The 26,253-nt window shown below is 59.9% G+C and carries 24 protein-coding genes and 1 pseudogene; 13 read left to right on the top strand and 12 right to left on the bottom strand.

The genetic code is table 11. The features are described 5' to 3' along the window. The first annotated feature begins 2 nt into the window (after nucleotides 1-2). The 6 genes from HMPREF3178_RS16435 to HMPREF3178_RS16460 all read left to right on the top strand — a co-directional run bounded on the left by HMPREF3178_RS16435 (nucleotide 3) and on the right by HMPREF3178_RS16460 (nucleotide 7,302). Nucleotides 3-1,238, top strand: a complete 1,236-nt coding sequence (locus HMPREF3178_RS16435; protein ID WP_017146370.1) for a PucR family transcriptional regulator — start codon at nucleotides 3-5, stop codon at nucleotides 1,236-1,238. Next, a complete protein-coding gene (codA, locus tag HMPREF3178_RS16440; RefSeq protein ID WP_017146371.1) occupies nucleotides 1,235-2,473 on the top strand; it encodes a cytosine deaminase in 1,239 nt (412 codons plus the stop codon). The genes HMPREF3178_RS16435 and codA overlap by 4 nt, the downstream gene beginning before the upstream one ends. A 145-nt stretch (nucleotides 2,474-2,618) precedes the next feature. Beyond that, nucleotides 2,619-3,608 carry a LacI family DNA-binding transcriptional regulator gene (locus tag HMPREF3178_RS16445; RefSeq protein ID WP_029496856.1) on the top strand — a complete coding sequence of 330 codons (990 nt, stop codon included), beginning with the start codon at nucleotides 2,619-2,621 and terminating at the stop codon, nucleotides 3,606-3,608. A 121-nt stretch (nucleotides 3,609-3,729) separates the two neighbouring features. Then, nucleotides 3,730-4,539, top strand: a complete 810-nt coding sequence (locus tag HMPREF3178_RS16450) for an inositol monophosphatase family protein (protein WP_004100102.1) — start codon at nucleotides 3,730-3,732, stop codon at nucleotides 4,537-4,539. A 107-nt stretch (nucleotides 4,540-4,646) separates the two neighbouring features. Then, nucleotides 4,647-6,008 carry an MFS transporter gene (locus HMPREF3178_RS16455; RefSeq protein WP_004100101.1) on the top strand — a complete coding sequence of 454 codons (1,362 nt, stop codon included), beginning with the start codon at nucleotides 4,647-4,649 and terminating at the stop codon, nucleotides 6,006-6,008. 25 nt (nucleotides 6,009-6,033) lie between these two features. Beyond that, nucleotides 6,034-7,302: a histidine-type phosphatase gene (locus tag HMPREF3178_RS16460; RefSeq protein ID WP_017146374.1), complete on the top strand. Its 1,269-nt coding sequence runs from the start codon at nucleotides 6,034-6,036 to the stop codon at nucleotides 7,300-7,302. Nucleotides 7,303-7,351: 49 nt separating this feature from the next. On the opposite strand, the gene mtnA is transcribed toward HMPREF3178_RS16460, so the two are convergent. Next, nucleotides 7,352-8,380: an S-methyl-5-thioribose-1-phosphate isomerase gene (gene mtnA / locus HMPREF3178_RS16465; RefSeq protein ID WP_016808895.1), complete on the bottom strand. Its 1,029-nt coding sequence runs from the start codon at nucleotides 8,378-8,380 to the stop codon at nucleotides 7,352-7,354. A 102-nt stretch (nucleotides 8,381-8,482) separates the two neighbouring features. On the opposite strand from mtnA, the gene mtnK reads away from it, so the two are divergent. Next, complete coding sequence (gene mtnK, locus HMPREF3178_RS16470) at nucleotides 8,483-9,682, top strand: S-methyl-5-thioribose kinase (RefSeq protein WP_017146375.1); 1,200 nt, start codon at nucleotides 8,483-8,485, stop codon at nucleotides 9,680-9,682. 227 nt (nucleotides 9,683-9,909) lie between these two features. Here the strand turns inward: mtnK and HMPREF3178_RS16475 are convergent, their stop codons facing one another. From HMPREF3178_RS16475 to HMPREF3178_RS16490, 4 genes are all read right to left on the bottom strand, one after another. Further along, nucleotides 9,910-11,151, bottom strand: a complete 1,242-nt coding sequence (locus HMPREF3178_RS16475; protein ID WP_017146376.1) for an LVIVD repeat-containing protein — start codon at nucleotides 11,149-11,151, stop codon at nucleotides 9,910-9,912. A 75-nt stretch (nucleotides 11,152-11,226) separates the two neighbouring features. Further along, entirely contained in the window at nucleotides 11,227-12,291 is a 1,065-nt protein-coding gene (locus HMPREF3178_RS16480) for a sugar ABC transporter substrate-binding protein (RefSeq protein ID WP_017146377.1), read from the bottom strand. Between the two features lie 20 nt (nucleotides 12,292-12,311). Then, the gene (locus HMPREF3178_RS16485) at nucleotides 12,312-13,310 is read right to left on the bottom strand and encodes an ABC transporter permease (RefSeq protein ID WP_004100091.1); all 999 of its coding nucleotides are present in this window, start codon (nucleotides 13,308-13,310) and stop codon (nucleotides 12,312-12,314) included. Continuing rightward, the gene (locus HMPREF3178_RS16490; RefSeq protein ID WP_017146378.1) at nucleotides 13,307-14,809 is read right to left on the bottom strand and encodes a sugar ABC transporter ATP-binding protein; all 1,503 of its coding nucleotides are present in this window, start codon (nucleotides 14,807-14,809) and stop codon (nucleotides 13,307-13,309) included. Before HMPREF3178_RS16490 ends, HMPREF3178_RS16485 begins: the two co-directional genes overlap by 4 nt. Nucleotides 14,810-14,969: 160 nt before the next feature. Here HMPREF3178_RS16490 and HMPREF3178_RS16495 point away from each other — a divergent pair, with 160 nt between their 5' ends. From HMPREF3178_RS16495 to HMPREF3178_RS16500, 3 genes are all read left to right on the top strand, one after another. Then, nucleotides 14,970-16,058: an oxidoreductase gene (locus HMPREF3178_RS16495; protein ID WP_016809301.1), complete on the top strand. Its 1,089-nt coding sequence runs from the start codon at nucleotides 14,970-14,972 to the stop codon at nucleotides 16,056-16,058. A 185-nt stretch (nucleotides 16,059-16,243) separates the two neighbouring features. Then, on the top strand, nucleotides 16,244-16,537 hold the full coding sequence (locus tag HMPREF3178_RS30045; RefSeq protein WP_004100085.1) for a type II toxin-antitoxin system RelE family toxin: 294 nt from the start codon (nucleotides 16,244-16,246) through the stop codon (nucleotides 16,535-16,537). Next, nucleotides 16,518-16,922 carry a helix-turn-helix domain-containing protein gene (locus HMPREF3178_RS16500; RefSeq protein ID WP_004100084.1) on the top strand — a complete coding sequence of 135 codons (405 nt, stop codon included), beginning with the start codon at nucleotides 16,518-16,520 and terminating at the stop codon, nucleotides 16,920-16,922. The genes HMPREF3178_RS30045 and HMPREF3178_RS16500 overlap by 20 nt, the downstream gene beginning before the upstream one ends. Here the strand turns inward: HMPREF3178_RS16500 and HMPREF3178_RS16505 are convergent. After that, on the bottom strand, nucleotides 16,919-17,116 hold the full coding sequence (locus HMPREF3178_RS16505) for a YbdD/YjiX family protein (RefSeq protein ID WP_004100083.1): 198 nt from the start codon (nucleotides 17,114-17,116) through the stop codon (nucleotides 16,919-16,921). The two genes, HMPREF3178_RS16500 and HMPREF3178_RS16505, sit on opposite strands and share 4 nt — an antisense overlap. Nucleotides 17,117-17,171: 55 nt before the next feature. Continuing rightward, nucleotides 17,172-19,277: a pyruvate/proton symporter CstA gene (gene cstA, locus HMPREF3178_RS16510; protein ID WP_016809302.1), complete on the bottom strand. Its 2,106-nt coding sequence runs from the start codon at nucleotides 19,275-19,277 to the stop codon at nucleotides 17,172-17,174. 39 nt (nucleotides 19,278-19,316) lie between these two features. On the opposite strand from cstA, the gene HMPREF3178_RS16515 reads away from it, so the two are divergent. Continuing rightward, entirely contained in the window at nucleotides 19,317-19,538 is a 222-nt protein-coding gene (locus HMPREF3178_RS16515; protein WP_017146379.1) for a hypothetical protein, read from the top strand. A 37-nt stretch (nucleotides 19,539-19,575) separates the two neighbouring features. Here the strand turns inward: HMPREF3178_RS16515 and entH are convergent, their stop codons facing one another. The 5 genes from entH to entC are packed head-to-tail and all read right to left on the bottom strand — an operon-like array spanning nucleotide 19,576 to nucleotide 24,402. Beyond that, complete coding sequence (gene entH / locus HMPREF3178_RS16520) at nucleotides 19,576-19,989, bottom strand: proofreading thioesterase EntH (protein ID WP_004111278.1); 414 nt, start codon at nucleotides 19,987-19,989, stop codon at nucleotides 19,576-19,578. Beyond that, a complete protein-coding gene (gene entA, locus HMPREF3178_RS16525; RefSeq protein WP_004100080.1) occupies nucleotides 19,990-20,745 on the bottom strand; it encodes a 2,3-dihydro-2,3-dihydroxybenzoate dehydrogenase EntA in 756 nt (251 codons plus the stop codon). Then, nucleotides 20,745-21,596: an enterobactin biosynthesis bifunctional isochorismatase/aryl carrier protein EntB gene (gene entB, locus HMPREF3178_RS16530; protein ID WP_017146380.1), complete on the bottom strand. Its 852-nt coding sequence runs from the start codon at nucleotides 21,594-21,596 to the stop codon at nucleotides 20,745-20,747. Before entB ends, entA begins: the two co-directional genes overlap by 1 nt. 13 nt (nucleotides 21,597-21,609) lie before the next feature. Continuing rightward, on the bottom strand, nucleotides 21,610-23,217 hold the full coding sequence (gene entE / locus HMPREF3178_RS16535) for a (2,3-dihydroxybenzoyl)adenylate synthase EntE (protein WP_004100075.1): 1,608 nt from the start codon (nucleotides 23,215-23,217) through the stop codon (nucleotides 21,610-21,612). A gap of 9 nt (nucleotides 23,218-23,226) precedes the next feature. After that, nucleotides 23,227-24,402 carry an isochorismate synthase EntC gene (entC, locus tag HMPREF3178_RS16540; RefSeq protein ID WP_004100073.1) on the bottom strand — a complete coding sequence of 392 codons (1,176 nt, stop codon included), beginning with the start codon at nucleotides 24,400-24,402 and terminating at the stop codon, nucleotides 23,227-23,229. A gap of 333 nt (nucleotides 24,403-24,735) precedes the next feature. On the opposite strand from entC, the gene fepB reads away from it, so the two are divergent. Then, the gene (fepB, locus tag HMPREF3178_RS16545) at nucleotides 24,736-25,695 is read left to right on the top strand and encodes a Fe2+-enterobactin ABC transporter substrate-binding protein (protein WP_016809305.1); all 960 of its coding nucleotides are present in this window, start codon (nucleotides 24,736-24,738) and stop codon (nucleotides 25,693-25,695) included. Nucleotides 25,696-25,925: 230 nt separating this feature from the next. Next, nucleotides 25,926-26,253: pseudogene (locus HMPREF3178_RS16550) on the top strand (chitinase); the annotation flags it as partial.

The following is a 26,253-nucleotide window of genomic DNA, read 5'->3' on the forward strand; positions in this document are numbered from 1 at the left end:
TCATGAGTCTGACGGTGAGCGAAATCCTCGCCCTTGATGGGCTTTCCGCCATGCGCCTGCGCGCCGGTAAGCAGGGGCTACAGCTGGCGGTGCGCTGGTACTACGTGGCGGAAAATGAAAATATCGCCGAATGGATTATGGGCGGGGAGCTGGTGTTCATCACCGGGATCAACCATCCCCGCGATGAAGACAACCTGATCCATTTGCTGATGGAGGGCAAGCAGCGCGGGATTGCCGGGATGGTGATCCTCACCGGCGATGCGTACATTCAGGCGATCCCGCCGCGCCTGATTGCGCTGGCCGATGAACTGGGCATACCGCTGATCGAACAGCCCTATCTGCTGAAGATGGTGATCGTGACCGAACGCATCGGTACCGCGCTGGTGCGCAGCGAAAACGCCCTGCAATCGCAGCGCGATATTCTGCTGCAGCTGTTAACCGGCGACTTTCCCGACCTGCAAATTCTGCATCAGCGCGCGCTCCACCAGCAGCTGGACTTTACCCGGCCGCTGCGGGTAGCGGCGCTGCGGCTGGAAGGTATCCAGCGCCTGTTTCGTCAGTTTCCGCCGGAGCAGGCCGAGGCCTGGCTGCAGCAGGCCCGCCGCACCGTACGCCAGCGCCTGCAGCAGCAGCTCAATCAGCAGGGCAATCCTTTTCCGCTGGTCGAGCGCGGCAATATGTTTCTCTTCCTGCTGCCGGATGAAGAGGGCGAGTTTTATCAGCAGAAAACGTGGCTCCAGACGTGGCTGCATGCGCTGGCGGAGGGCGACGACGGGCTATCGCTGCTGTGCGGCCTTTCGGCGCCGGTGCAGCAGCTACAGGAATATCAGCGCGCGCTGTCGCAGGCCCGTCAGGCGCTGGACCTCAGCGATAGCCTGCGTCCGGCCCAGCGCATCAGCGACTACCAGCAATTGGGCTTTATCAAGCTGCTCTCCGCCGTCGGCGACCCAGGGCTACTGAGCGATTTTATGCACGATACCCTCGGCTGTCTGATCGAACCCGATCGCAAAAGCCCATGGCTGCTGATGGAGACGCTGGAAACGCTGCTTCAGGAGAGCGGCAACGTGGTCCGGGCCGCCGAGCGGCTGGGTATCCACCGCAACACGCTGCATCAGCGTATCCAACGCATTGAAAAGCTGACCCGCTATCCGGTCAGCCACCCGCAGTTTCATCTCAACGCCTCGGTCGCCCTGGCGATCTGGCGTATGTCGCAAAACCATTTACGGGAACAACCATGAAAATTATCAACGCGCGTCTGCGCCAGCAAGAAGCGCTTTATACCCTTGAGCTAGAGGACGGTCTGTTTAAGAGCATCACCGCGCAGACCGCCGTGCAGACGGCTGACGCCGACGATATCGACGCAGAGCAAAAGCTGGCGATCCCGCCGTTCGTCGAGCCGCATATTCATCTCGATGCCACCCTGACGGCGGGCGAGCCGGAGTGGAATATGAGCGGTACCCTGTTTGAGGGCATCGCCCGCTGGAGCCAGCGTAAAGCGAGCGTCACCGTCGAAGATACCCGCCAGCGGGCGCTGAAAACCATCGGCATGCTGCGCGACAACGGCGTGCAGCACGTGCGTACCCACATTGATGTTACCGACCCTTCCCTGACCGCCCTTGAGGCAATGCTGAGGGTGAAAAAGGAGGCGGCTCATCTTATCGATCTGCAGATCGTCGCCTTCCCGCAGGAGGGCATTGAGTCCTTCCCCGGCGGACGCGAGCTGATGACCCGCGCCATCGAAATGGGCGCCGACGTGGTGGGCGGTATCCCGCACTACGAAAACACCCGCGATAAGGGCGTCAGCTCGCTGGTTTTTCTGATGGACCTGGCCCAGCGCCACGGCTGCCTGGTGGACGTGCATTGCGATGAAACCGACGATCCGCAGTCGCGCTTTCTGGAGGTGCTGGCGGAAGAGGCCCGGGTGCGCGGCATGGGCGCGCAGGTCACCGCCAGCCATACCTGCGCTATGGGTTCTTACGATAATGCCTACTGCTCGAAGCTGTTCCGCCTGCTCAAAGCGTCGGGCATCAACTTTATCTCCTGCCCGACCGAAAGCATTCACCTGCAGGGGCGCTTCGACAGTTGGCCGAAACGCCGCGGCGTGACGCGGGTGGCGGAGCTGGACCGCGCCGGGATCAACGTCTGCTTCGCCCAGGACTCCATTCAGGACCCGTGGTACCCGCTGGGCAACGGTAACATCATGCACATTCTCGACGCCGGGCTGCATATCTGCCATATGCTGGGATACGAAGATTTGCAGCGCTGCCTCGATCTGATTACCGATAACAGCGCCCGCACGCTGTGCCTCGGCGATAACTACGGTATTGCCGAAGGGCGCCCGGCGAACCTGCTGATCCTCGATGCGGAAAACGACTATGACGCGCTGCGCCGCCAGGCAAAAGTGCTGACCTCCATTCGTCACGGTAAGATCATTTTGCAGCGCCAGGCGGAGCAGATTCGCTATCCGGCATAAGCCTGACGTTGGCGCGGTACCTGTGCCGCGTCAACCCGCTGCTCGCCGGAGGATTTATGTGGTACCTTCTTACTACTTTTTCCGTGCCGACGATGGGCTCCTGCGTCGGCGCGGGCTCACTGAGGACAACCCGTACCCTGATACTATGAGCGAAAAAAAATGGATTAAGGCAGAGGACGTTGCCCGGCTCGCTGGCGTCTCCCGTTCCGCAGTTTCCCGCACCTTTACCCCCGGCGCGTCGGTGGCGGAAAAAACCCGCCAGAAGGTTCTCGCCGCGGCGGAAACGCTGGGTTATCAGGTGAATATCATCGCCCGCACGATGAACACCGGCAGTAGCAACTTTATCGGCATCGTCACCGCCGGATTTGATAACCCGTTCCGCAGTAAGCTGCTGTCGCCGCTGGTCCACCAGCTGGCGCTCAACGGTTTTATGCCGCTGCTGATGAACGCCGACGATCCGCAGCAGCTCGCCCCGTCGCTCAGACAGTTGCTGAGCTATCACGTCGCAGGCGTCATTATTACCTCCGGGGCGCCGCCGCTGTCGCTGGCGGAGGAGTATCTGGAGCGAAAAATCCCGGTCACCCTTATCAACCGCCACGCCGACCTGGCCGGCTGCGATCGCGTGTGCAGCGACAACGCGCAGGGCGCGAAGCTGGTCGCCGACCTGTGTACTCAGCGCCAGTGGCGCCAGGCCGGGTTTATCGGCGAAAGTCTGGATAACTTCAGCACCCGCCAGCGCTACGAAGCGTTTGTTGCCCATAGCCAGGGCATGGAGATCGCCGCGCACTTCTGCGACAGCAGCGGCTATCAGGCGGGATTTGCCGCCGCCAGACAGCTGCTTGCCGCACATCCGCAGCTGCAGGCGCTCTTCTGCGCCACCGATATGCTGGCGCTCGGCGCCCTGGACGGTCTGCGGGCAGACAACCCCGCCGCTTCGCTACCCGCTATTATCGGCTTCGATGATATCCCGCAGGCGGACTGGCAGCCCTATCAGCTGACTACCGTGCAGCAAAATACTGCCCTGCTCGCCCACCATGCGGTGGATCTGCTGGTCACGCGGATCGCCAAATTCAGTCTGCCGTCACGCCATCGTGAAGTGCCGGTGAAACTGATCGTTCGTCAAAGTACAAAATGAAAAATTCATTTTATGCCGGAGCGATCACAGAATAATTTTTTTAATCCATCCACACTCATTTTGCCCTTCGGGGCTGTTTTTTTCAGGCAAATTGCACACGTGTGCAAAATAGGGAGTTACGATGAAATCACTGGAATTACATGAACTGCAGGCCCGCTACCGCCTGGCCTGCGAGCTGGCGCAGGCCGGCGCGGAACTGGCGTTCGAATTCTATCAGCAGCGCGACCGGCTGGCGGTGGATCATAAAGGCGATGACCTGCAGGACGTGGTCAGCGTCGCCGATAAACAGGTCGAAGCGTTTGTGAAGCAGCGCATTATGGACGCCTTCCCGCAGGACGGCTTTCTCGGCGAAGAGAGCGGAACGCAGATGCCGGACGCCCGCGTCCTGTGGGTTGTCGATCCTATCGACGGCACCAGCTGTTTTCTTAACGGCCTGCATACCTGGTGCCTGTCGCTGGCTATCGTCGCCGACGGGGAACCGGTTATCGGCGTGGTGTACGACCCCAACCATCGCGAGCTGTTCCACGCCCTGAAAGGCCAGGGCGCATGGCTTAACGATGCGCCTGTCGCGCCGCATCCGGGTGCGACGGTCAAAGAGGGAGTGATGGGCGTCGGCACCTCGCACCGCGTGACGCCTGCGCTCTTTCTGCCCTTCCTCGATGCGCTGCTGAGCGACGGCGGGATGTTTATCCGCAACGGCTCCGGAGCGCTGATGAGCGCCTGGGCGGCGGCAGGCAGGCTTATCGGCTACTACGAACCGCATATGAACCCCTGGGACGGGCTGCCGGGGCTGGTGCTGATGCGCGAAGCGGGCGGCCTTAGCAACGATTATCTGGCAAACGACGGGATTCGTCACGGCAACCCGCTGCTGCTGGCCAGCAAGACGCTCTACCCACAATTAAAAAACATGCTTTGTCACCCATTACCTTAACCGTATCGGGTCAGGCTTTATCTGATTATGTACTCTACACAACGACGATAAACCTCACGGACGAACCACACTAATCAGTCAGGCCTCCGACCTTCGGAGATACCATTATGTCTGGAAGAATTATCGCATTTTTTCGCGCTTCGCCGCCCAAAGCGGGCGGAGAGTTCGATGAGCGGCGCTTTCGCAGCGTGCGCTGGCAAACCTTTATCACCATGACCCTGGCGTACGTCACGTTCTACGTTTGCCGGCTATCGTTCACCGTCGCCAAAAGCGCGCTGGTGGAACTCGGCATAACCCCAACGGAGCTGGGCATGATCGGCTCAACGCTATTTTTCAGCTACGCCATCGGCAAGCTGGTCAACGGCTTTATTGCCGATCATGCCAACGTAGTGCGCTACATGAGCCTCGGGCTACTGCTAAGCGCCGGAATGAACCTGATGATGGGGATGACCAGCAACGCCATGCTGCTGGCAATCTTCTGGGGGATTAACGGCTGGGCGCAGTCGATGGGCGTTGGCCCGTGCGTGGTATCGCTGGCGCGCTGGTACGGCTGTAAAGAACGAGGCACTTTTTACGCGATCTGGTCGACGGCGCATAACATCGGCGAAGCGATGACCTATATGGTGATCGCCGCGGTGATTGCCGGATTCGGCTGGCAGATGGGCTACCTGTCGACCGCCGCGCTCGGCGCCGCCGGGGTGGTGCTGATGCTGTTGTTTATGCGTGACTCGCCGCAAAGCTGCGGCTTCCCGCCCATCAACGTCATTCGCGATGAACCGCAGGAGGAGACGGAAGCCCGCGGCTCGGTATTTAAAAACCAGCTGCTGGCGCTGCGTAACCCGGCCCTGTGGACGCTGGCCCTGGCCTCGGCGTTTATGTATATCGACCGTTACGCGGTGAACTCGTGGGGGATCTTCTTTCTGGAACAGGATAAAGCCTACTCTACTCTCGAAGCGTCCGGGATTATCGGGGTCAACGCTATCGCGGGTATTGCCGGAACCATTATCGCCGGGATGCTCTCCGACCGCTTTTTCCCGCGTAACCGCAGCGTGATGGCCGGGTTTATCAGCCTGCTCAACACCGCCGGCTTCGCGCTGATGCTCTGGTCGCCGCACGGCTACTACACCGATATTCTGGCGATGATTATCTTCGGCGCCACCATCGGAGCGTTGACCTGCTTCCTTGGCGGACTGATCGCGGTCGATATTTCATCGCGTAAAGCCGCGGGCGCCGCGCTCGGCACTATCGGTATCGCCAGCTACGCGGGGGCGGGACTCGGCGAGTTTCTCACCGGCATCATCATCGATAAAACCTCGATGATCGAAAACGGCAAAACGCTATATGACTTCAGTACGCTGTCGCTGTTTTGGGTAGGCACCGGCCTCGTGTCCGCGCTATTCTGTTTTACCACCGCTGCGATTGTCGCCAGGCGACACGCGATAGAACGTCAGACCTCATTCTCGTCATAACCTTTTAACTTATAAGGAAGATTTTATGATGCCTGTACGACATCAGGTTTTGCTACGCCTGCTGCTTACCTGCGCTCTGCCGCTGCTGGCCGCACCGGGCCATGCCGCCACGCAGTATGCGCTGGAAAAAGTGGTTGAACTCAGCCGCCACGGCATTCGTCCGCCGACGGAGGGCAACCGGGAGGCCATCGAAGCCGCGACCCAGCGTCCGTGGACGCAGTGGACCACCCACGACGGCGAGCTGACCGGCCACGGCTATGCCGCCGTCGTCAATAAGGGGCGCGATGAGGGCGCGCGCTTTCGCCAGCTGGGGCTATTGACGGCAGGCTGCCCGGCGAGCGGTGAGATTTATGTTCGCGCCAGCCCCCTGCAGCGTACGCGGGCCACCGCCCAGGCGCTGGTGGACGGCGCCTTTCCCGGCTGCGGCGTAATGATTCATCACGTCAGCGGCGACGCGGATCCGCTGTTTCAGACCGACAAATTTGCCGCCACGCAAACCGATCCCGCCCGCCAGCTGGCGGAAGTGAAGAAGAAGGCCGGCGATCTGGCGCAGCGTCGGCAGGCGCTGGCTCCGGCAATTCAGCTGCTGAAAAACGCGGTCTGCGTACCCGATAAGCCCTGCCCGGTGTTTGATCTACCGTGGCAGGTGGAGCAGAGCAAAAGCGGCAAAACCTCGATTAGCGGGCTGAGCGTGATGGCCAATATGGTTGAGACGCTGCGTCTGGGGTGGAGCGAGAACCTGCCTCTCAGCCAGCTGGCGTGGGGCCATATTACCCGTTCCAGCCAGATAACCGCCCTGTTGCCGCTGCTGACGGAGAACTACGATCTGAGCAACGATGTGTTTTATACCGCGCAAAAACGCGGCTCGATTCTGCTCAACGCCATGCTTGAAGGGGTAAAAGAGAGCGCCGCGCCGAACGTGCGCTGGCTGCTGCTGGTGGCGCACGATACGAATATCGCCATGGTGCGGACGTTAATGGACTTTAGCTGGCAGCTGCCAGGGTACAGCCGCGGCAATATCCCGCCGGGCAGCAGCCTGGTGCTGGAACGCTGGCGCGATACCCGCAGCGGTCAGCGCTACCTGCGCGTCTACTTCCAGGCGCAAAGTCTGGACGATTTGCGCCGCCTGCAAACGCCGGATAGCCAGCATCCGCTGCTGCGCCAGGAGTGGCGTCAGGCGGGCTGCCAGACGACCGATGTCGGGACGCTGTGCCCTTACCAGGCGGCGCTGACCGCGCTGGGCCGCAATATCGATCCGCAGTCCGCTCCGGCGGTGGAGATGGTGCTGCCATAAATAAGTAGAAGGCGAAGCTTTGGCGGTCGCTTCGCTTTTTGGCTCAGGTTCAGGCTTTTTCTGGTTTGAACGCCCCGGCGGCGACCTGCTCCGGGGTGACCACGCCGCTATCCAGCACCCAGCCGCTGACTAACGTTGCGGGCGTGACGTCGAACGCGGGATTGTAAACCGCAGCCTCTTTCGGCGCCCACTGCACCGCGCCAAAGCTGCCGGCGACGCCGGTGACTTCGGCGGCTGCCCGCTGCTCAATCGGGATCGCCGCGCCGTTCGGGCAATGGCGATCCAGGGTAGTTTGCGGCGCGGCTACGTAAAACGGGATCTGGTGATATTTTGCCAGAACCGCCAGCGAATAGGTGCCGATTTTATTGGCTACGTCGCCGTTGGCGGCAATACGGTCAGCGCCCACCCAAACCGCGTCGACCTGGCCCTGCGCCATCAGGCTGGCGGCCATCGAATCGGTAATCAGCCGATACGGCACCCCCAGCTCACCCAGCTCCCAGGCGGTCAGGCGCCCGCCCTGCAACAGAGGGCGCGTTTCATCCACCCAGACATTTGCCACTTTCCCCTGCTGATGCGCCAGCGCAATCACCCCCAGCGCTGTGCCGACGCCCGCCGTCGCCAAGCCGCCGGTATTGCAGTGGGTCAACAGGCGGCTACCCGGCGTCACCAGCGCGCTGCCCGCCTCGGCGATGCTGGCGCAAAGCTGTTTATCCTCGGCGACCAGGCGCAGCGCTTCCGCTTCCAGCGCCTGCGGATAGTGCTCCTTCGCCAGCGCCAGCTTCATGCGATCCAGATTATTCATCAGGTTCACCGCCGTTGGACGCGCGGCGCGCAGCGTCTCCAGCGCCTCAGATAGCGCATCGCGGGTCAGACCGCGCCGCGCCAGCAGCGCCAGCAGCAGGCTGGCGGACAGGCCAATCAACGGCGCGCCGCGTACCCGCAGGGCGTGAATATGGTCCACCAGCAATTCGACGTTATCCGCCGCCAGCCAGCGTTTTTCCTGCGGTAAGGCCTGCTGGTCAAGAATAAAGAGCTGATTTTCGCTTACCCGCAGGCTGGTGGTCTGTAGTGTCTGCATTTAGTTAAATCCCTGTTGCGTTGTTGTATCACATTGTGTCAGGATGAAATCCAGAAGTATAGACGTCTGAACGGCTTAATCAGAATTTTGAGGATCGAGGCAATGTCGCAATACCATACTTTCACGGCCAGCGATGCGGTGGCTTACGCCCAACAATTTGGCGGTATCGATAATCCGACAGAACTGGTGTCCGCGCAGGAAGTGGGCGATGGCAACCTCAACCTGGTGTTTAAAATTTTTGATACCGAGGGCGTGAGCCGGATTATCGTTAAGCAGGCGCTGCCCTACGTGCGCTGCGTAGGAGAGTCCTGGCCGCTGACCCTTGACCGCGCGCGCCTTGAGGCGCAAACCCTGGTGGCTCACCATCAGCACTGCCCGCAGCACACGGTGCGGATTGTGCATTTCGATCCCGAGCTGGCGGTGATGGTGATGGAAGATCTTTCCGATCATCGCATCTGGCGCGGCGAGCTGATTAACAACGTTTACTACCCGCGCGCCGCCAGCCAGCTGGGGGAATACCTGGCCCAGGCGCTGTTCCACACCAGCGACTTTTATCTGCATCCTCACGAGAAAAAGGCCCAGGTGGCGCAATTTATCAACCCCGAGATGTGCGAAATCACCGAGGATCTGTTCTTTAACGATCCGTATCAGGTTCATGAGCGCAACAGCTATCCAACCGCGCTGGAAACCGACGTCGCCGCCCTGCGAGAAGATACCCAGCTGAAGCTGGCGGTGGCCGCGCTCAAACACCGGTTCTTCTCCCATGCCGAAGCGTTACTGCATGGCGATATTCATAGCGGCTCAATTTTCGTCGCCGAAGGCAGCTTTAAGGCCATCGACGCCGAGTTCGGTTTTTTCGGCCCGATTGGCTTCGATATCGGCACCGCCATCGGCAACCTGCTGCTCAACTACTGCGGTCTGCCGGGGCATCTGGGCATTCGCGATGCCGCCGCCGCTCGCGAACAGCGCCTCAACGATATACAGCAGTTCTGGACCACCTTTGCCGAGCGTTTCCAGGCGCTGGCGGCGGAGAAATCCCGCGACGTGGCGCTGGCCTGCCCCGGCTATGCCTCCGCGTTTCTGAAAAAAGTGTGGGCCGACGCGGTGGGCTTCTGCGGCACCGAGCTGATTCGCCGCAGCGTCGGGCTATCGCACGTGGCGGATATCGACGCTATCCCGGACGAAGCCATGCGTCATGAATGCCTGCGCCACGCCATCACCCTGGGTAAAGCGCTGATTGTGATTGCCGATCGCATCGACAGCGTGGATGAGCTGATTGCGCGAATTCGCCAGTACGGTTGAATCTCCGTCCAGCCTTTCCCGGCTCGCGCTGCGCTTAGCCGTGCTACGAGTGCACCGCCGTCTGTGGGCCGGTAGCCCGGACAGGCGCGTCAGGCGCCGCCTCCGGGTATTGGCCTCTTTCCCCGGAGGCGATGCTTCGCATCTGTCCGGGCTACGGGGGCACCACCGTCTGTAGCCCGGTTAAGGCGTTTGCGCCGCGACCCGGGAAGGCAACAACCCACCATCCCCTACCCCAGATACTCAATCACCGACAGCCCGCCGTTATAGTCGGTGCTGTAGATTATTCCCTGAGCGTCGACGAACACATCGCAGGACTGGATCACCCGCGGACGACCGGGGCGGGTATCCATCATTTTCGCCGGCGCGGCGGGCACCAGCGCCCCGGTTTCCACCGGCCGATAAGGGTTGGAAATATCGTAAGCGCGAACGCCCGCGTTCTGATAAGTGGCGAAAATCAGCGTTGAGCTGACAAAGCTGCCGGGGCGATTCTCATGCAGGTTATGTGGACCGAAGTGCGCACCTTTCGCCACGTAATCAGCTTCATCCGGCTGCGGGAAAGTGGCGATACTCACCGGATTTGTCGGCTCGCGAATGTCGAACAGCCAGATCAGCTTCTCCCCATCCTGCTGGTTATCCAGTACCGCCTCATCAAGCACCACCAGCAGATCCCGGTCCGGGAGCGGCAGCGCGGTGTGGGTACCGCCGCCAAACGGCGGGCTCCAGTTACGGTGGCTGATTAGCTTCGGCTGAGAGCGATCCTGCACATCGAGCAGGGTCAGGCCGCCGTCGCGCCAGCTGCCGTAGGCGGTGTCGCCGGCGATAATCGCGTGATGCAGGGCATAGCGCTTACCTTCCGGCCACTGCGCGGTCTCCCCCGCCGCCTGGTTCATCCCCGGCAGCCACCAGCGCCCGGCAACTTCCGGCTTACGCGGATCGGCCAGGTCGATAGTCAGGAAAATATAGTCGCTAAAGCCGTCAATCAGCGCGGAAACGTAGGCCCAGCGCCCGCCGACGTACCAGATTCGGTGAATACCGATGCCGTTAAGCGACAGAAAGGCGATCTCTTGCGGTTTATCCGGGGTGGAGATATCAAAAATCCGCAGCCCGGCGCTCCAGCCCTTCTCCCGTACGTCGCTGACTGTCTCGCCCACCGAACGGGTGTAATAAACCTTCTCGTCGGCGAAGCGGGCATCGGCGAACAGATCCCGGGCGTTGATCACCAGCAGCAGATCGTCGTGCGCCTGTAAATGGACGTTCCAGGTACCGGGTGGCGCGGCGATGTAATTGACCGTTCGCGGACTTTTCGCGTCACGTACGTCCACTACGGAAAAGCCCTGCGATACCATATGGCCAATATAGGCATAACCCCGATGTACCATCAGCTGGACGCCGTCCGGGCGTCCTCCCTGATCGCTATGTCCAATCAGCCGCATATTGCGGCTGTATTCCGGGCGCGGTAATTCAGCCACATAACCTCCTGTTGCCGGGCAGCGCTGGTTCCCTTCTACCGCTGGCAGAGGGTACCTGACAGCCGCCGGACGCTATTATTTGTTTTTCGCTTCGAGAGTGGCAAACCACGGGGCGATAAAGTCTTCAGTCTGGCCCCAGCCTGGAATAATTTTACCCAGCGAAGCGACGTTGACCGCTCCCGGCTGCGCCGCCAGCAGCGCCTGCGGAATCGCCGCCGCTTTAAAGTCGTAGGTTGCGGGGGTTGGTTCGCCGGCAATCTTATTGGCGATCAGACGCACGTTAGTGGCGCCGATAAGCTTCGGATCCACCGCTACGCTCACCTTCCACGGACTGCCGGATTCGCGCATCAGCTGCAGATCCTGGTTAGAAATATCGATGCTGTAGAGTTTGATCTCGCTGCGACCGTTCTCTTTCAGCGCTTTATAAGCGCCCTGGCTGAACGCGTCCCAGGTTCCCCAGATAGCATCAATTTTACCTTTCGGGTATTTCGCTAAGATCGCGCCAACCTTGTTGGCCGTATCGCCCTGCACATCGGATGAGACGGCGCCGATCGATTCCAGCTCTTTGATGCCGGGATTTTGTTTAAGCAGCGTCTGGTAGGCCGCCTGGCGACGCTCCATCGGCGGGAAGCCTGCAACCCACAGTTTGACGATATTGGCTTTGCCGTTGAAATCTTTCACCAGCTGGCCAAAGGAGAGTTCGGTCAGGGAAGCGTCATCCTGCTGGGTGACGGTGACGCCCGGGATCTGGCCGTTTACCGCGGTATCGAAGACCGAGACTTTGATCCCGGCGTCCACCGCTTTTTTCACCAGCGCAGTGGCGTAGGGATCGCGCCCCTGAGAAAGGATAATGCCGTCGTATTTCTGGCTAATCGCCTGGTTAACGAAGTCCTGGAATTTGGCGTCATCACCGTTGCTGAGGAAGGTACTGATTTTAAAGCCGAGCTTTTTGCCCTCCTGGACCGCTCCGGAGACAAACTGGGTGGTGTTATCGTCGGAGCCCAGGTTGCGGATCACCGCAATGCGAATCGGCCCGCTATGGTCGGCGATCGCTGTCGGAAGCGGCGCCGGGGTTTCAGCAAAAGCTGCCGTCGCGTTAAACAATCCCAGCGCGATGAGTGAACGCGTTATCTTTTTCATAGTGTTTACCCTGTAAAATTTTAGGTACGGCGCTGAAAATAGGTCAGTGCGAGCGCGCCAGCCAGCACCAGCCCTTTAATAATGTCCATCGCGTAATACGGTACTGAGAGCATCACCAGGCCGTTGGAGAGCACGCCTAAAATGACCGCCCCCACCAGCGTACCGAGCGCGTTCGGCTTACCGGAACCGGCCAGCGAGAAGCCAATCCACGCCGCCGCCACCGCATCCATCAGATAGCCGCCGCCGGCGTTCACCTGCGATGAGCCGATGCGCGACGCCAGCAGAATGCCGCCGAGCCCCGCCAGCAGGGAGGCAATCACGTAAGCGGCAACTTTGTATCGAGTGATCCGCAGACCCGAGAGGCGCGCCGCTTCCGGATTGCCGCCGATGGCGTACATCCGCCGGCCGTGAGTGGTCAAGGAGAGCGCCAGCTGGGCGACAACGGTCACCACCAGCATAATGATGACTATCGTCGGCACCTGTCCGAGCGAACCAAACGCCGCCGGAATCGCGCCTTCCGCCATATCGCCGCTCGGCAGCACCATATTTTCGGTGATCGACCCGCCGTAGCTGTAAGTCATCGCCACGCCCTGAATCACGAACAGGCTGGCAAGCGTCGCCAGCATGTCAGGTATACGCAGGATCACGATCAGAAACGCGTTGAACAGCCCCACTAAGGTACAGAGCGCGAGGGTGACAAGAATTGCCTCGGTGGTGCCGAAGCCGTGCCAGACAAACAGCGAAATCACCAGCGCATTGGCCAGCGAGGCGGTGGAGCCTACGGACAAATCGAAGCCGCCGATGGTCAGGGATATCGATACGCCGATAGCGATCACCGTCACGATGGCGATAGATCGCAGGATATTGATGATGTTAAACGGGTCGAGGAAGTTGTCCGATGCCAGACCAAAAACAGCGATCAGCAGGACGACGGTCAGCAACATGCCCCATTTGTAGAGAAAATCGAAAAATCGCTGACGGCCAGAAACCGCCGCGTTAACTGCCAGGGCTTTACTCACGCTGCTGCTCCTCCGGTGGAGTAATAAAGAATGTTTTCTTCCCGGGCCTCCGCGCCCGCAATTTCCGCCACGATGCGTCCGTCCCACAGCACGCAGATGCGATCGCACAGGCCGACCAGCTCGGCGAATTCGCCCGAGGCGTAAATCACCCCTTTGCCTTCCCGCGCCAGGCCGTCGATCACATTGAATAAATCCGTTTTGGCTTTGACGTCGACCCCTTTGGTCGGCTCATCGAAAATCAGGACGTTGGCGTTGCCGCGCAGCCATTTGCCAATCGCTACCTTTTGCTGATTACCGCCGGAGAGCCGGCGCAGGCTCTGCGCCGGGCCTGAAGTCCGAATGCCTACGCGGGCAATCACCTCTTCCGCCCAGCGCCAGGCCTGACGATGGCCAAACAGGCTCCAGCGGGAGAAGCTGCTATCGGCGCTGACCGCCAGATTCATCGCCACCGGCTCCTCGATAAAAATGCCCTCCTTGCGCCGCTCTTCCGGCACCAGCGCCAGGCCGCGCGCTACCGAGTCCGCCGGGTCACGCGGTCGCCACGGCTGACTATTCAGTTCGCCGCGCGTCAAACGACTTTTGCTGGCGCCAAACAGCGCCTTGCACAGTTCGGTTTTGCCGGCGCCCGCCAGTCCGGCGATCCCCAGAATCTCTCCCTTGCGCAAACGCAGGGAGATATCCTGCAATAACCCTTCGTCGTGCAGCCCTTCCACCTTTAGCAGCACCTCATCGCTATGGGGCGGCCGCTTCGGCGGGAAGATATCGCTCAGCTCATGACCGAGCATTCTCTCGACGATCTGTTCGCCGCTGAGATCGGCCATCGGCCCGCTCTCAATCAGTCGGCCGTCGCGCAGCACCGTCAGGGTGTCGCAAACGGCTTTTAATTCATGAATGCGGTGCGAGATAAACACAATGCCAAGGCCCTGCTGTTGCAGGCGGCGAACCACCGCAAACAGGCGCTCGCTTTCGTTTTGGTCCAGCGGCGCGGTTGGCTCATCGAGGATAAGAAAGCGGCAGTGATGCGACAGGGCGCGAGCCAGCAGGATTTGCTGTTTTTCCGCCAGCGTGCAGCTGTCGATGGAGCGGCGCACATCGAGGCTGACGTCAAGCTGAGCCAGCGCCTCGCGCGCCAGCTGGCGCAGCCGTCCCCAGCGGAAGGCGAGCCCCGGTTCCGCCAGCCTGTCGAGCATGATGTTTTCCGCGATGCTCAGGCCCGGAACCAGCGCCACGTCGACCTCCTGCTGCACCAGATGAATCCCCAGCTGTTTAGCATCGCGCGGCGAGCGAATGCTCACCGGCTGGTTGTTAATCACCACCTCGCCTTCGTAATGGGCGTGGGTGCCGCACAGCACCGCCATTAGCGTGGACTTGCCTGCGCCGTTAGCGCCGGTCAGCGCATGCACCGAGCCCCCTTGCAGGGTAAAAGCCACGTTGCTGAGCGCCCGAAAGCCGGAAAAGGCCAGGCTAATATTTTGCATCTCAAGGCGATTGCCGGTCATCCCCTGCACCCTGTCGATTAATCTTCTGATTTAACGAATTTTTCATAGCTGCCCTTGACTGACAAATGCATAAAAGGCATAAGATAAAGCGAAATAATATTAGCCATCTGGATGTCCAGACATAACATCGGGTTAGCGAAACAGAACAAGGACAGCATGAATGAGTCATAGCGATATCCGCGTGGTCCCCGGCCCCGCCAACTACTATTCCCATCCCGGCAGCCTTGCCCGGCTGCAGGATTTTTATAGCGAAGAACAGCTTTCACGCGCGGTGTGGGTTTACGGCGAGCGGGCTATCGCAGGCGCCCAGGCTTTTTTGCCGGCAGCGTTTAACGCTCCCGGAGCCAAAAAAATCCTCTTTAAAGGCCACTGTAGCGAAAGCGACGTCAGCGAGCTGGCCCGCGCGTCCGGCGACGATCGGTCGGTGGTGATTGGCGTAGGCGGCGGCGCGCTGCTGGATACCGCGAAGGCGCTGGCCCGACGCCTCGGCCTGCCGGTGGTGGCTATCCCCACCATCGCCGCCACCTGCGCGGCCTGGACGCCGCTGTCGGTGTGGTATAACGATGCCGGTCAGGCGCTGCAGTTTGAAATCTTCGACGATGCCAACTTTCTGGTACTGGTGGAGCCGCGCATTATTCTTAACGCGCCGGCGGAATATCTGCTGGCGGGCATCGGCGATACGCTGGCGAAATGGTATGAAGCGGTAGTGCTGGCCCCGCAGCCGGAGACGCTGCCGCTCACCGTGCGCCTTGGCATCAACGGCGCGCTGGCCATCCGCGATGTACTGCTGGAAAGCAGCGAAACCGCGCTGGCCGACCAGCAACGCGGCGAGCTAACCCAGGCTTTCCGCGACGTCGTGGATGCGATCATCGCCGGCGGCGGTATGGTCGGCGGGCTCGGCGAGCGCTATACCCGCGTCGCCGCCGCCCATGCAGTGCATAACGGGCTGACGGTACTGCCGCAGACCGAGAAGTATCTTCACGGGACCAAAGTCGCCTACGGTATTCTGGTCCAGAGCGCCCTGCTCGGCCAGGACGACGTGCTGGCGCAGCTGGTGCAGGCGTATCAGCGCTTTAATCTGCCAACCACCCTGGCGGCGCTGGAGGTGGATATCAATAACCGCGAACAGCTGAATAAGGTGATTGCCCATACCCTGCGCCCGGTGGAGTCTATCCATTTTCTGCCGGTTGAACTGAACGGAGAAACCCTGCGCGCCGCGTTTGAAAAAGTCGAACGTTTCGCCAGTTAATCCCCGTTTTATTCGCCTCTGCCGCCCGGCGGAGGCGCTTTCGAGCCGCCTCGCAAAGCCGATGTTTCTGCCTTCGCCAGATGACGATTCTGCGTTAGGGTACCCTCATAAGAAAATAACAAACTTATCTTATAAACTTATTATTTTCTTATGTTCAACTGAGGTGTACAGTGGAGGTACATAGCATGCTCATCTGGTCAAAAGTGGCAAAAAAGGAACTGGCAAATATCGATTATCGCTATCAGCAGAGAATCAAAAGCAGGCTAGCGGATTTAGGTGACCGTACGGCTCCTCGGCCCGATGTCAGAAAGTTATCTAAACCAGAGAATCATTACCGTCTTCGGGTAGGGGATTATCGGATCATTTTCACACGTCAGGGGCTGACGCTGAACGACCTGTTTATCGTGTCCGTTAAGCGCAGAACCTCAACAACCTATTTGCATGAGGAGAATATGCCATATGGCTGTTCAGATAATTAAGGATGATGAAGGGAAAGCGCAGTACGCGGTGATCCCCTACGACGAATACTTCCAGATGTGTTTGCAGCTAGCCGAGCTGGATGATGAAACGGAAGCCGATCTTGAAGATATTCCGGTAGAACACGATATCTACGACAACGTGATGCTGCCGGGTGACGTCTGCGACATCATGGATAAAGAGAAAGTCAGCCTGCAGGCGGCCTGGCGCATTCTGCGCGGCCTGTCGCAGCAGGAGGTGGCCAATAAGCTCGGGATTAGCCAGTCTGCGGTTTCCCAGCTAGAAGCTATCGACTCCCGCCCGCAAAAGCGCACTCGCGAAAAGCTGGCGGCCATTTACGGTTGTACGCAGGAGCAGATCAGCCTGTATCTGCCGAAAGAGGGTTAACAGCACTTCGCGCCGCCTTTACCGCCGTAGCGTGCGTCCTGACGTTCGCGGAAAAACTCTTCGTAGGTCATCGGCGTTTGCTCGGGGTGGGTCACGCGGATGTGCTCCACGTAGTTGTCGTAATCCGGGACGCCGATCATCATCTTCGCCGCCTGGCCCAGATATTTTCCTGCTTTCGAAAGGGTATCAAACATTTCCAACTCCGCTAACCGCCCTCCTTCTCATGAAGGAGGGCAATAAAATGACGCTTTAATGGGCGCGTTTCGCCTGGGTGACCAGGCTTTCAGCATCAGCTGGCATCGCCTGGTAAGGGGTCTCTTTCGCCGTCGGTTTGTCCTCTTTCAGCGCCGCCAGCGCGGTCTTAATTGAGAACAGCGCCAGAACCACCACCACCACCATGAAGAAGATGGTCAGCCCGGCATCCAGACGGTTGTTAAACACCAGTTGCGCCAGCTGCGACTCGGTGTACTGCGGCGGAATATTGCCGCTGTCAATCATCGCCTGGAACTTGTTGGCAATCGCCAGGAAGCCCACTTTGGTATCGGTGCTGAACGACTTCTGCCAGCCCGCGGTCAGGGTACAGATCAGCAGCCAGGAGGTTGGCAGCAGTGCGACCCAGGCATAACGCTGGCGCTTCATCTTAAACAGTACCACCGCGCAGAGCATCAGCGCCATCCCTGCCAGCATCTGGTTGGCAATACCAAACAGCGGCCAGAGGGTGTTGATGCCGCCAAGTGGGTCAACTACACCCTGATGCAGGAAGTAGCCCCAGGCCAGCACGCACAGCGCGGTCGCAAGAAGGTTCGCCGGCAGGGAGCTGGTTTGCTTGAGCCCCGGGCTGATCACCCCAAGCAGATCCTGCAGCATAAAGCGCGCCGCCCGCGTGCCGGCATCCACCGCGGTCAGGATAAACAGCGCCTCAAACAGAATCGCGAAGTGGTACCAGAAAGAGACGTCCATCAGGCCGCCCAGCGAACCGTGGAGGATATAGGCCATGCCCACCGCCAGCGTCGGCGCGCCGCCCGCGCGTGAAATAATCGACTGTTCCCCTACCTCATTGGCGATCTGATTGAGCGTATCCGGGGTGACGGTAAAGCCCCAGCTACTCACCACCTGCGCCGCCGACGCCACCACATCGCTCACGCCCGCCGGAGCCAGCACCGCCATTGGGCTGTTCATCGCGAAGTAGACGCCCGGGTCGATAATACAGGCCGCCACCAGCGCCATGATCGCTACGAAGGACTCCATCAGCATGCCGCCGTAGCCGATAAAACACGCCTGGCCTTCGTTGGCCAGCATTTTCGGGGTGGTGCCGGAAGCGATCAGGGCATGGAAGCCGGAAACCGCGCCGCAGGCGATGGTGATAAACAAGAACGGGAACAGGCTGCCGCTCCATACCGGCCCGGTGCCATCGATAAATTTGGTCAGCGCCGGCATCGTCAGCGTCGGACGCATGATCAGAATCCCAATCGCCAGACCGACGATGGTGCCGATTTTCAGGAAAGTAGAGAGGTAGTCGCGAGGCGCCAGCAGCAGCCAGACCGGCAGTACGGCGGCGATAAACCCGTAGCCCACCAGAATCCAGGTAAGCTGTACGCCGGTGTAATCAAACCACGGCGCCCAGGTCGGGCTTTCCGCCACCCAGCCGCCGGAGATGATGGCGAACACCAGCATCACCAGACCAATCACCGACACTTCGCCAATGCGCCCGGGGCGCAGATAGCGAATATAAATGCCCATGAATATCGCCAGCGGGATGGTGAAGGCCACGGTGTAGGTGCCCCACGGGCTGTGGGTCAGCGCTTTCACCACGATCATCGCCAGCACCGCAAGGATAATAACCATGATCATAAAGCAGGCCACCAGCGCCAGCACCCCGGCGGTCGGGCCCATCTCCTCTTTCACCAGCTCGCCGAGCGAACGTCCGTCGCGACGGGTTGAGACGAACAGCACCATAAAGTCCTGTACCGCCCCGGCCAGCACCACGCCCGCCAGGATCCAGATCATTCCCGGCAGATAGCCCATTTGCGCCGCCAGCACCGGGCCAACCAGCGGCCCAGCGCCGGCAATAGCGGCAAAATGGTGGCCGAACAGCACTTTCTTATCGGTCGGAACGTAGTCAAGGCCGTCGTTGTGACGCACCGCCGGAGTCATGCGCGTCGGGTCAACCGCCAGCACGTTTTTGGCGATATACAGGCCGTAGAAGCGATAGGCGATCAGATAGACGCAGACTGCCGCGACGACAATCCATAGCGCGTTAATCTGCTCACCCCGGTTTAGCGCGATATAGCCCAGGGCAAAGGCTCCGATAACGGAGAGCAGTGTCCAGATGAGGTATTTCCCTGAATTATTCATCATTGTGTTCCACAGGTAGGGTAATCAGGATGTTACAATTTGTTTCTAGAACACAATACGAGTTTTAACAACTCTGAAACGTTGCAGATGTCGCCTGACGGCAAGGATTTATCTCACATTGCAAGCGAGATCACTTCTGGCAGGAAAATGGATGAAAATGGGGAGGGATATTCTGTAACTGCATCGCAGGTTGTTTCCCCGGAGGCGGCGCTTGACGCGCCTGTCAGGGCTACCGGCCCGCAGATGGCGGAGAACCCGTAGCCCGGTCAGCGCAGCGCCACCGGGAACAGGCTATGCCTCAGCCGAGGACCGCCGTGCCCAGACGGCAGGTGCAGCAGCGCCGTCCTCGCTCGTCGAATATCGCAATTTCCCAGCTCTGGCCCTGACGCCCCAGGTGCAGCGCCCGGCATTCGCCGCGGACTTTGCCGCTGGAGACCGCCCGGTGATGGGTGGCGTTGAGCTCGGTCCCCACCACGCACTGCCCCTCTTCGGTCATCAGCCACCCGGCCATCGAGCCGAGGGTTTCCGCCAGCGCCGCGGAGGCCCCGCCGTGCAGCAGGCCAAACGGCTGATGCGTTCGCGCGTCGACCGGCATTTCCGCTTCCAGCACGCCCTCCTCAATCCGGGTATAGACGATGCCCAGATGGGCCACCATCGTATTGCTGCTGGTGGCGTTAAGCTCATCCAGCGTCAGCTGACGTTTCCAGGCCATTTATGCCCCCAGCGTCGAGCCGCCGTCCACCACGATATCCTGCAGCGTGATATGGCTGGCGTGGTCGGAGGCGAGGAACAGAATGGTATTGGCAATCTCCTGCGGGTGGGCGATTTTGCCCAGAGGAATGCCCAGCTTAAACTGCTCGCCGAAGCCGCGAATGCGCTGCTGCTCTGCATCATCGCTCACCCACAGCGTCCGCTGCATATCGGTGTCGGTAGAACCAGGAGAAACCAGATTACAGCGTACGCCGCTGCCCGCCAGCTCCAGGCCGACGGTCAGCGCCAGGCTCTTTAGCGCCGCCTTTGAGGCGCCGTAGGCGCTCATGCCGATGCGCGGGGTATGCGCAGCGTCGGACGCCACGGTCACAATCGCCCCGCCTTTCTGGCGGCGGAACTGCGCCATCGTCTGCTGGAACAGGTTAAACGCCCCGCCAACGTTGACGGCAAAGGTCTGCTGCCAGTCTTCAAGGCTCAGCGCATCGGTCGCCCCCATCCGCAAAATACCGGCCGCATTAACCAACACATCCAGCCGCTCGATCCCTGCCAGCAGGCGGCCGCATACCTGCGCCACCTGCTGCGCGTCGGCGACGTTCAGCGTCTCGGTGGCAAACGGATAGCTTTCACCGTCGAACGCCAGATCAAAACCGGTTACCTGCGCGCCGGCCTCAACGAACGCCAGCGCGGTAGCGTAGCCGATCCCCTTACCCGCGCCGGTGATCCACACGGTCTGGCCGTGAAAATCTAGCCCGTTCATTATTTCACCTCGCGAGAAAGCAGCGCCCACCAGGCATCGATGGTCGGTTTTTTCGCCAGCACCACGAAGTCAATATCGCCGTGCACTTTACGCCAGCGCGCGGCGAGCGCCATCATGCGTACCGAATCCAGGCCGTAGTCGATCAGATTTTCGTCATCCATCGGTTCATCGGATTCATCGAGCAGCGGCAGCACCAGCGCGCGCAGCGCCGCTTTCGATGTCGGCAGCGGCAGCAGCTCTTCCGTCATCACCACGCGACCGGAGCGACCCGCCACGTAGTTGAGCGCCATCAGATGCTCCTCGCGGCTGAAATCAGCCAGCGCATCGGCAACGAAAAATGGCTTAATATCGCGCATAAACGCGTCGGTTGCGGTGGTCATGCAGCCGATATGGGCGTACACGCCGGTGATAATCAGCTGATCGCGCCCCGCCTCTTTCAGTATCTCCTCCAGCGGCGAGCGATGAAACGCGCTGTAGCGCCACTTCACCAGTACGGTATCGTTGTCGTCCGGCGCAAGCGCGGCAATGACCTGCTGCTGTTCAGGAGAACGGGTCAGACCCGGCCCCCACATGTCGTTCAGCAGCGCGCGGTCTTCATCGCTCTGCTCTTTCGGCTGGGCGGTGTAAAAAACCGGAATATTATTCTGTTTGCAGAACTCGCGCAGGGCGGCGATGTTGGCCACCACTTTCTCCATCATCGCGCTGTTTTCGCCCCAGAAATTAAGGAAATACTCCTGCATATCGTGGATCAGCAGCGCGGCACGGGACGGCTCAAATGCCCAGTTCACTTTGTTCGCCGGGATATCGCTGGCTTCCGGCAGCGCGTAAGCCTGTAATTTAGGGATTGCCATTCTGTCTTCTCCTTCAGCCCAGCTTGCGTTCAGCCAGCCACTGACGTAATTGTTTTTTATCGACTTTGCCCACCGGCGTCAGCGGCAGCGCATCAACGCACTCCACGCGGTCCGGCAGTTTAAATTCTGCGACCCCTTGTTCCCGCAGGAAGCGGCGTACCGCCACCGCGCGCAGAGGTTCTTTTACCACCAGATATGCGCAGCTCTTTTCTCCCAGCAGGCTATCTTCCATACTGACCAGCGCGACGTGGATCACCGCCGGATGGCGCAGCAGCAGGTTTTCGATCTCTTCCGCCGCGATCTTCTCTCCGCCGCGGTTGATCTGATCTTTTTCCCGTCCCTGCACGGTGATATAGCCGTCTTCATCGATCGAGATCAGATCGCCAGAACAGTAGAACCCGTCGGCATCAAAGGCTTCGGCATTATGCTGCGGACTCTTGTAATAGCCGCGGAAGGTGTAAGGACCACGGGTCATCAGCCGTCCGACTTCGCCCCGCGGCAGCGGATTGCCCTGCGCATCGGCCACCCACACTTCATCGTCCGGACACATTGGGCAACCCTGAGTATTGATAATGCGCTCGGGGCTATCGTTGAGGCGGGTATAGTTCACCAGCCCCTCCGCCATGCCGAAGACCTGCTGAAGCTGACAGCCGATTTCCGCCGGAATACGCGCCGCGAGCGTCGCGGACAGGCGCGCCCCGCCAACCTGCAGCAGCCGCAGCGATTGCAGGCGGGCATTGCTGCCGGAATCCTGGATCTCCTGCAGCCACAGGCTGACCGCAGGCGGAACCAGCGAGGTCAGGTTAATCTGGTGTTTTTCAATCAGCGGGAAGCAGAGTGTGGCGCTCGGATCGTGCGCCAGTACCACCACACCGCCGGCGAGGAAGACGCCTAAAGAACCTGGCGAACTCATCGCGTAGTTATGGGCGGCGGGAAGCGCGTTCAGGTAGCGCGTTTCGGCGCTCACGCCGCACAGCTCGTTGCTGCGGCGAATGCTGTAGTCGTAGTCGTTATGGGTACGCGGGATGAGCTTCGGCGTACCGGTGCTGCCGCCGGAAAGCTGGAAAAACGCCACTTCGTCGGCAGGCGTTGGTCCGGCAATGAAATTATCGCCAGGCCGCTCAATGGCTGCCGTCAGGCTCCGTTCGCCGCTGTCGTTGAGCAGCAGAGCCACGCGTATCGACGGATGCTGGCTGACAAAATCATTCAGAAATTCGTCATCGGCAAACAGCGCGTGTTCGCGATCGGCAATCAGCAAGGCGGGTTCAATCTGGGCGGCGTAGGCGTTGAGCTCGCTACGCTGATGGCTGAACAGCGCATTCACCGGCGCCACGCCGATCCGCAGCAGCGCGAAAAACGTCAGATAAAATTCCGCGACGTTGCCCAGCTGCACCAGCGCCGTTTCGCCGCGCTTCAGGCCCTGACGCTGCAGCGAGGAGGCGAGATTATCAACCAGGCGGTTGAACTCACGATAACTGTAGCGTTTGTCGCCGTCGATAATGGCGGGAGCATCGTTTTCGGCATGACGGGTAATCAGGTTAGTCAGCGGCAGATCCTGCCAGTAACCTTTTTGCCGATAGCGGGCCGCGAACGCTTCCGGCCAGCGGGTAAATTCGATCATCATAGTCCCTTATTGCAAGCCGAATACGTTCAGCATGGTGGTCAGTTTGACGCCGGTTTCGCGCCACTCGCCTAGCGGCGAAGAGGCCGGGACGATCCCTGCGCCTGCAAACAGCCGCAGCGTGCGTTGATGCAGGCGCGCGCAGCGGATGGTGACCACCCACTCGCCGTTGCCTTCATCATCGCACCAGCCGACGATACCGCCGAACAGCTGGCGATCGAACGGCTCCAGTTCGTTAATCAGGCGTTTTGCCGCCTGATGCGGGAAGCCGCTCAGCGCCGGGGTGGGATGCAGCAGACAGGCCAGCGACATGGCATTCTCGTTTGCCAGCGCGGCGCCCTGAATCTGCGTCGCCAGATGCCACAGGGTCGGCGTGGTGATCAGCTGCGGAGAATCCGGCAGGCTTAGCTCGCTGCTGCGCGGTGCCAGTACGGCCTTCATCGCCTGGGTCACCAGCTCATGTTCATGGCGGTCTTTTTCCGACGCCAGCAGCTTGTGCCCCGCTTCGCGGTCCAGCACATCGTCCGGCTGACGGCGGGCCGAACCGGCCAACGGCAGAGAGTAAAAATGCGCCCCTTCTTTACGTAACAGCAGCTCAGGGCTGGCGCCCAGCAGCACGCCGCCGTCCGAAAGCGGCACGTGGAAGTTATAGCTGGCGGGGTTCTGGGCAATCAGGCGCTCCAGCAGCGCACCGCTATCAACCCGCTCACGGGTGGTGATATCAATCAGGCGCGACAGGACCACTTTGTCCACTTCCGGCGTCGCGGTCAGGGCCGCCGCGCGCGTCACCATCGCCATAAAGGTGTCCTGTTCGGGGATCTCCCGGCGCTGAATCACGTCCATGGGCTGCAGCCCCGACGCATAGCGCGCGGAGTGCTGCTTTTCTGGTCGGGAGAAGGTTTCCCAGCTTGTGGGTATAAACAGCTCGGACGGCTCGCTGGTATCAAACGGAATGGCGCCGACCATTATCGGCTTAGCGATCCCGGCAGCCCGCGCCGCTGTAAAGGCGGCGGCCATTTTGTGCTGGAATTCCCCATCCAGATTTTCGCCATCGGCGGCAGGATGAGAAAACCGACTAAAACAGCCAGCGGTGGTGAAACTGCGGTACGGCGACATAAAGAAGAAGCTTTCCGGCGGCAGAGTCATTTTTTTCTCCCGTACTTCCTCAGCCAAAGACGTTTCCATATCATCCTCCAAAAAAACGATAAAGATATTACGAATAATTATCATTTATATTTTGGTTGGGTAACCTAAAAGGTATTGCGCGCTATGTCAACCGTACAGGTAGCATGTTGTGCGACTTAGGCTTGCATCCACGCGGCGCAAAGCTGAAAATGAGAAGCATTCATCACAGATTGCCGGTCACGTGCGTTTTTCCGGGAGCGCTTCGCCTGATGATGTTATGACGTTTACAGGCCGGGTAAGGCGCAAGCCTCCTCCCGGCAGAAAGGCGGGCATCGTCGCTGGCAAAGATCTGTTTTCAGCTCATTTATCACCACTTAATCAGGATGCGAATACGTGAATTTCTCCACCTTTTGCCGCCGTACCCTCCTCGCCAGCGGTCTGGCGATTTTAGGAATTAGCTCAGCGCTGGCGGCAGACTGGCCGCGGCAGATAACCGACAGCCGGGGAACGCACACGCTGGAAAGCCAGCCCCTGCGAATTGTTTCCACCAGCGTGACGCTGACCGGCTCACTACTGGCGATTGACGCGCCGGTAGTCGCCAGCGGCGCCACGACGCCGAACAACCGTGTCGCCGACGGTCAGGGATTTTTACGTCAGTGGAGCGATGTGGCGAAAGCGCGGAAGCTGTCGCGCCTCTACATTGGCGAACCGAGCGCTGAGGCCGTCGCTGCGCAAATGCCGGATCTGATTCTGATTAGCGCCACCGGCGGCGATTCGGCGTTGACGCTCTACGACCAGCTTTCCACCATCGCCCCAACGCTTATCATTAACTACGATGACAAAAGCTGGCAGGCCCTGCTGACCCAACTGGGGACGATCACCGGCCATGAAAAACAGGCGGCAGAGCGAATTGCGGAATTTGATACTAAGCTGGCGGCGCTGAAAGAGAAGATGAAGCTGCCGCCGCAGCCGGTCACCGCGCTGGTCTACACCGCCGCGGCCCATAGCGCCAATATCTGGACGAAAGAGTCCGCTCAGGGGCAGATGCTTCAACAGCTGGGCTTTACCCTTGCCGATCTGCCCGCCGGGCTGCATGCCAGCCAGAGTCAGGGGAAACGTCATGATATCGTGCAGCTGGGCGGTGAAAATTTAGCCGGCGGACTTAACGGTCAGAGCCTGTTCCTGTTTGCTGGCGACCGAAAAGATGCCGATGCGATTTACGCCAACCCGCTGCTGTCGCATCTGCCCGCAGTCGAAGGTAAACGCGTTTATCCGCTGGGAACGGAAACCTTCCGCCTGGATTATTACAGCGCCGTACTGGTGCTGCAGCGCTTAGCCGCGCTCTTTGCTTAAAGCTCTTCTCCCGGCGCGGGTCGCCGGGATCTCATCGCGCATCACTCCTCACATCATCTCTTTGTTATAAAAGCTTATTTTCTCTCACTGTACCTCATCAGCCTCATCGCCGCCTCAGCTGAAATATCATCGCTGCCGGTGTTATTTTGTGATTAGCCCTGGCCGCCGCGTTGCCCGATTATCTGCCCCACACCGCTTGAGGTGGGCATTCAACACAGAAGGAAATTAACGTGGCAACAAGCAAATTGATTCAGGGCGATACGCTGACCGAAACCAGCAACGCCGCAGACGGCTTTAACCCGGCAACCGAAGTGAGCAACTACAGCTATACCTCCGCTCGCGTCGCCAAACCGGTCTATAACAAATACAAAGCCTCAACCAGCAAACCGAAAGTCTTTGGTTACTACACCGACTGGTCTCAGTATGACGGACGTCTGCAGGGCGGCGATGCGAAAGATAACCGCGGTCGCGGCTACGATCTGACTAACGTCTCCCCTACGGCTTACGACAAAATCATCGTCGGCTTCGTCGGCGTCACCGGCTTCCATAAAGTGGATG

The organism is Klebsiella sp. HMSC09D12 (assembly GCF_001808475.1).
GTDB classification, from domain to species: Bacteria; Pseudomonadota; Gammaproteobacteria; order Enterobacterales; family Enterobacteriaceae; genus Klebsiella; species Klebsiella oxytoca.

Coding starts and splice junctions, on each gene's coding strand:
- HMPREF3178_RS16435 (WP_017146370.1), top strand. CDS start 3: ATGAGTCTGACGGTGAGCGAAATCCTCGCCCTTGATGGGCTTTCCGCC.
- codA (WP_017146371.1), top strand. CDS start 1,235: ATGAAAATTATCAACGCGCGTCTGCGCCAGCAAGAAGCGCTTTATACC.
- HMPREF3178_RS16445 (WP_029496856.1), top strand. CDS start 2,619: ATGAGCGAAAAAAAATGGATTAAGGCAGAGGACGTTGCCCGGCTCGCT.
- HMPREF3178_RS16450 (WP_004100102.1), top strand. CDS start 3,730: ATGAAATCACTGGAATTACATGAACTGCAGGCCCGCTACCGCCTGGCC.
- HMPREF3178_RS16455 (WP_004100101.1), top strand. CDS start 4,647: ATGTCTGGAAGAATTATCGCATTTTTTCGCGCTTCGCCGCCCAAAGCG.
- HMPREF3178_RS16460 (WP_017146374.1), top strand. CDS start 6,034: ATGATGCCTGTACGACATCAGGTTTTGCTACGCCTGCTGCTTACCTGC.
- mtnA (WP_016808895.1), bottom strand. CDS start 8,380: ATGCAGACACTACAGACCACCAGCCTGCGGGTAAGCGAAAATCAGCTC.
- mtnK (WP_017146375.1), top strand. CDS start 8,483: ATGTCGCAATACCATACTTTCACGGCCAGCGATGCGGTGGCTTACGCC.
- HMPREF3178_RS16480 (WP_017146377.1), bottom strand. CDS start 12,291: ATGAAAAAGATAACGCGTTCACTCATCGCGCTGGGATTGTTTAACGCG.
- HMPREF3178_RS16490 (WP_017146378.1), bottom strand. CDS start 14,809: ATGACCGGCAATCGCCTTGAGATGCAAAATATTAGCCTGGCCTTTTCC.
- HMPREF3178_RS16495 (WP_016809301.1), top strand. CDS start 14,970: ATGAGTCATAGCGATATCCGCGTGGTCCCCGGCCCCGCCAACTACTAT.
- HMPREF3178_RS30045 (WP_004100085.1), top strand. CDS start 16,244: ATGCTCATCTGGTCAAAAGTGGCAAAAAAGGAACTGGCAAATATCGAT.
- HMPREF3178_RS16500 (WP_004100084.1), top strand. CDS start 16,518: ATGGCTGTTCAGATAATTAAGGATGATGAAGGGAAAGCGCAGTACGCG.
- HMPREF3178_RS16505 (WP_004100083.1), bottom strand. CDS start 17,116: ATGTTTGATACCCTTTCGAAAGCAGGAAAATATCTGGGCCAGGCGGCG.
- cstA (WP_016809302.1), bottom strand. CDS start 19,277: ATGAATAATTCAGGGAAATACCTCATCTGGACACTGCTCTCCGTTATC.
- entH (WP_004111278.1), bottom strand. CDS start 19,989: ATGGCCTGGAAACGTCAGCTGACGCTGGATGAGCTTAACGCCACCAGC.
- entA (WP_004100080.1), bottom strand. CDS start 20,745: ATGAACGGGCTAGATTTTCACGGCCAGACCGTGTGGATCACCGGCGCG.
- entB (WP_017146380.1), bottom strand. CDS start 21,596: ATGGCAATCCCTAAATTACAGGCTTACGCGCTGCCGGAAGCCAGCGAT.
- entE (WP_004100075.1), bottom strand. CDS start 23,217: ATGATCGAATTTACCCGCTGGCCGGAAGCGTTCGCGGCCCGCTATCGG.
- entC (WP_004100073.1), bottom strand. CDS start 24,402: ATGGAAACGTCTTTGGCTGAGGAAGTACGGGAGAAAAAAATGACTCTG.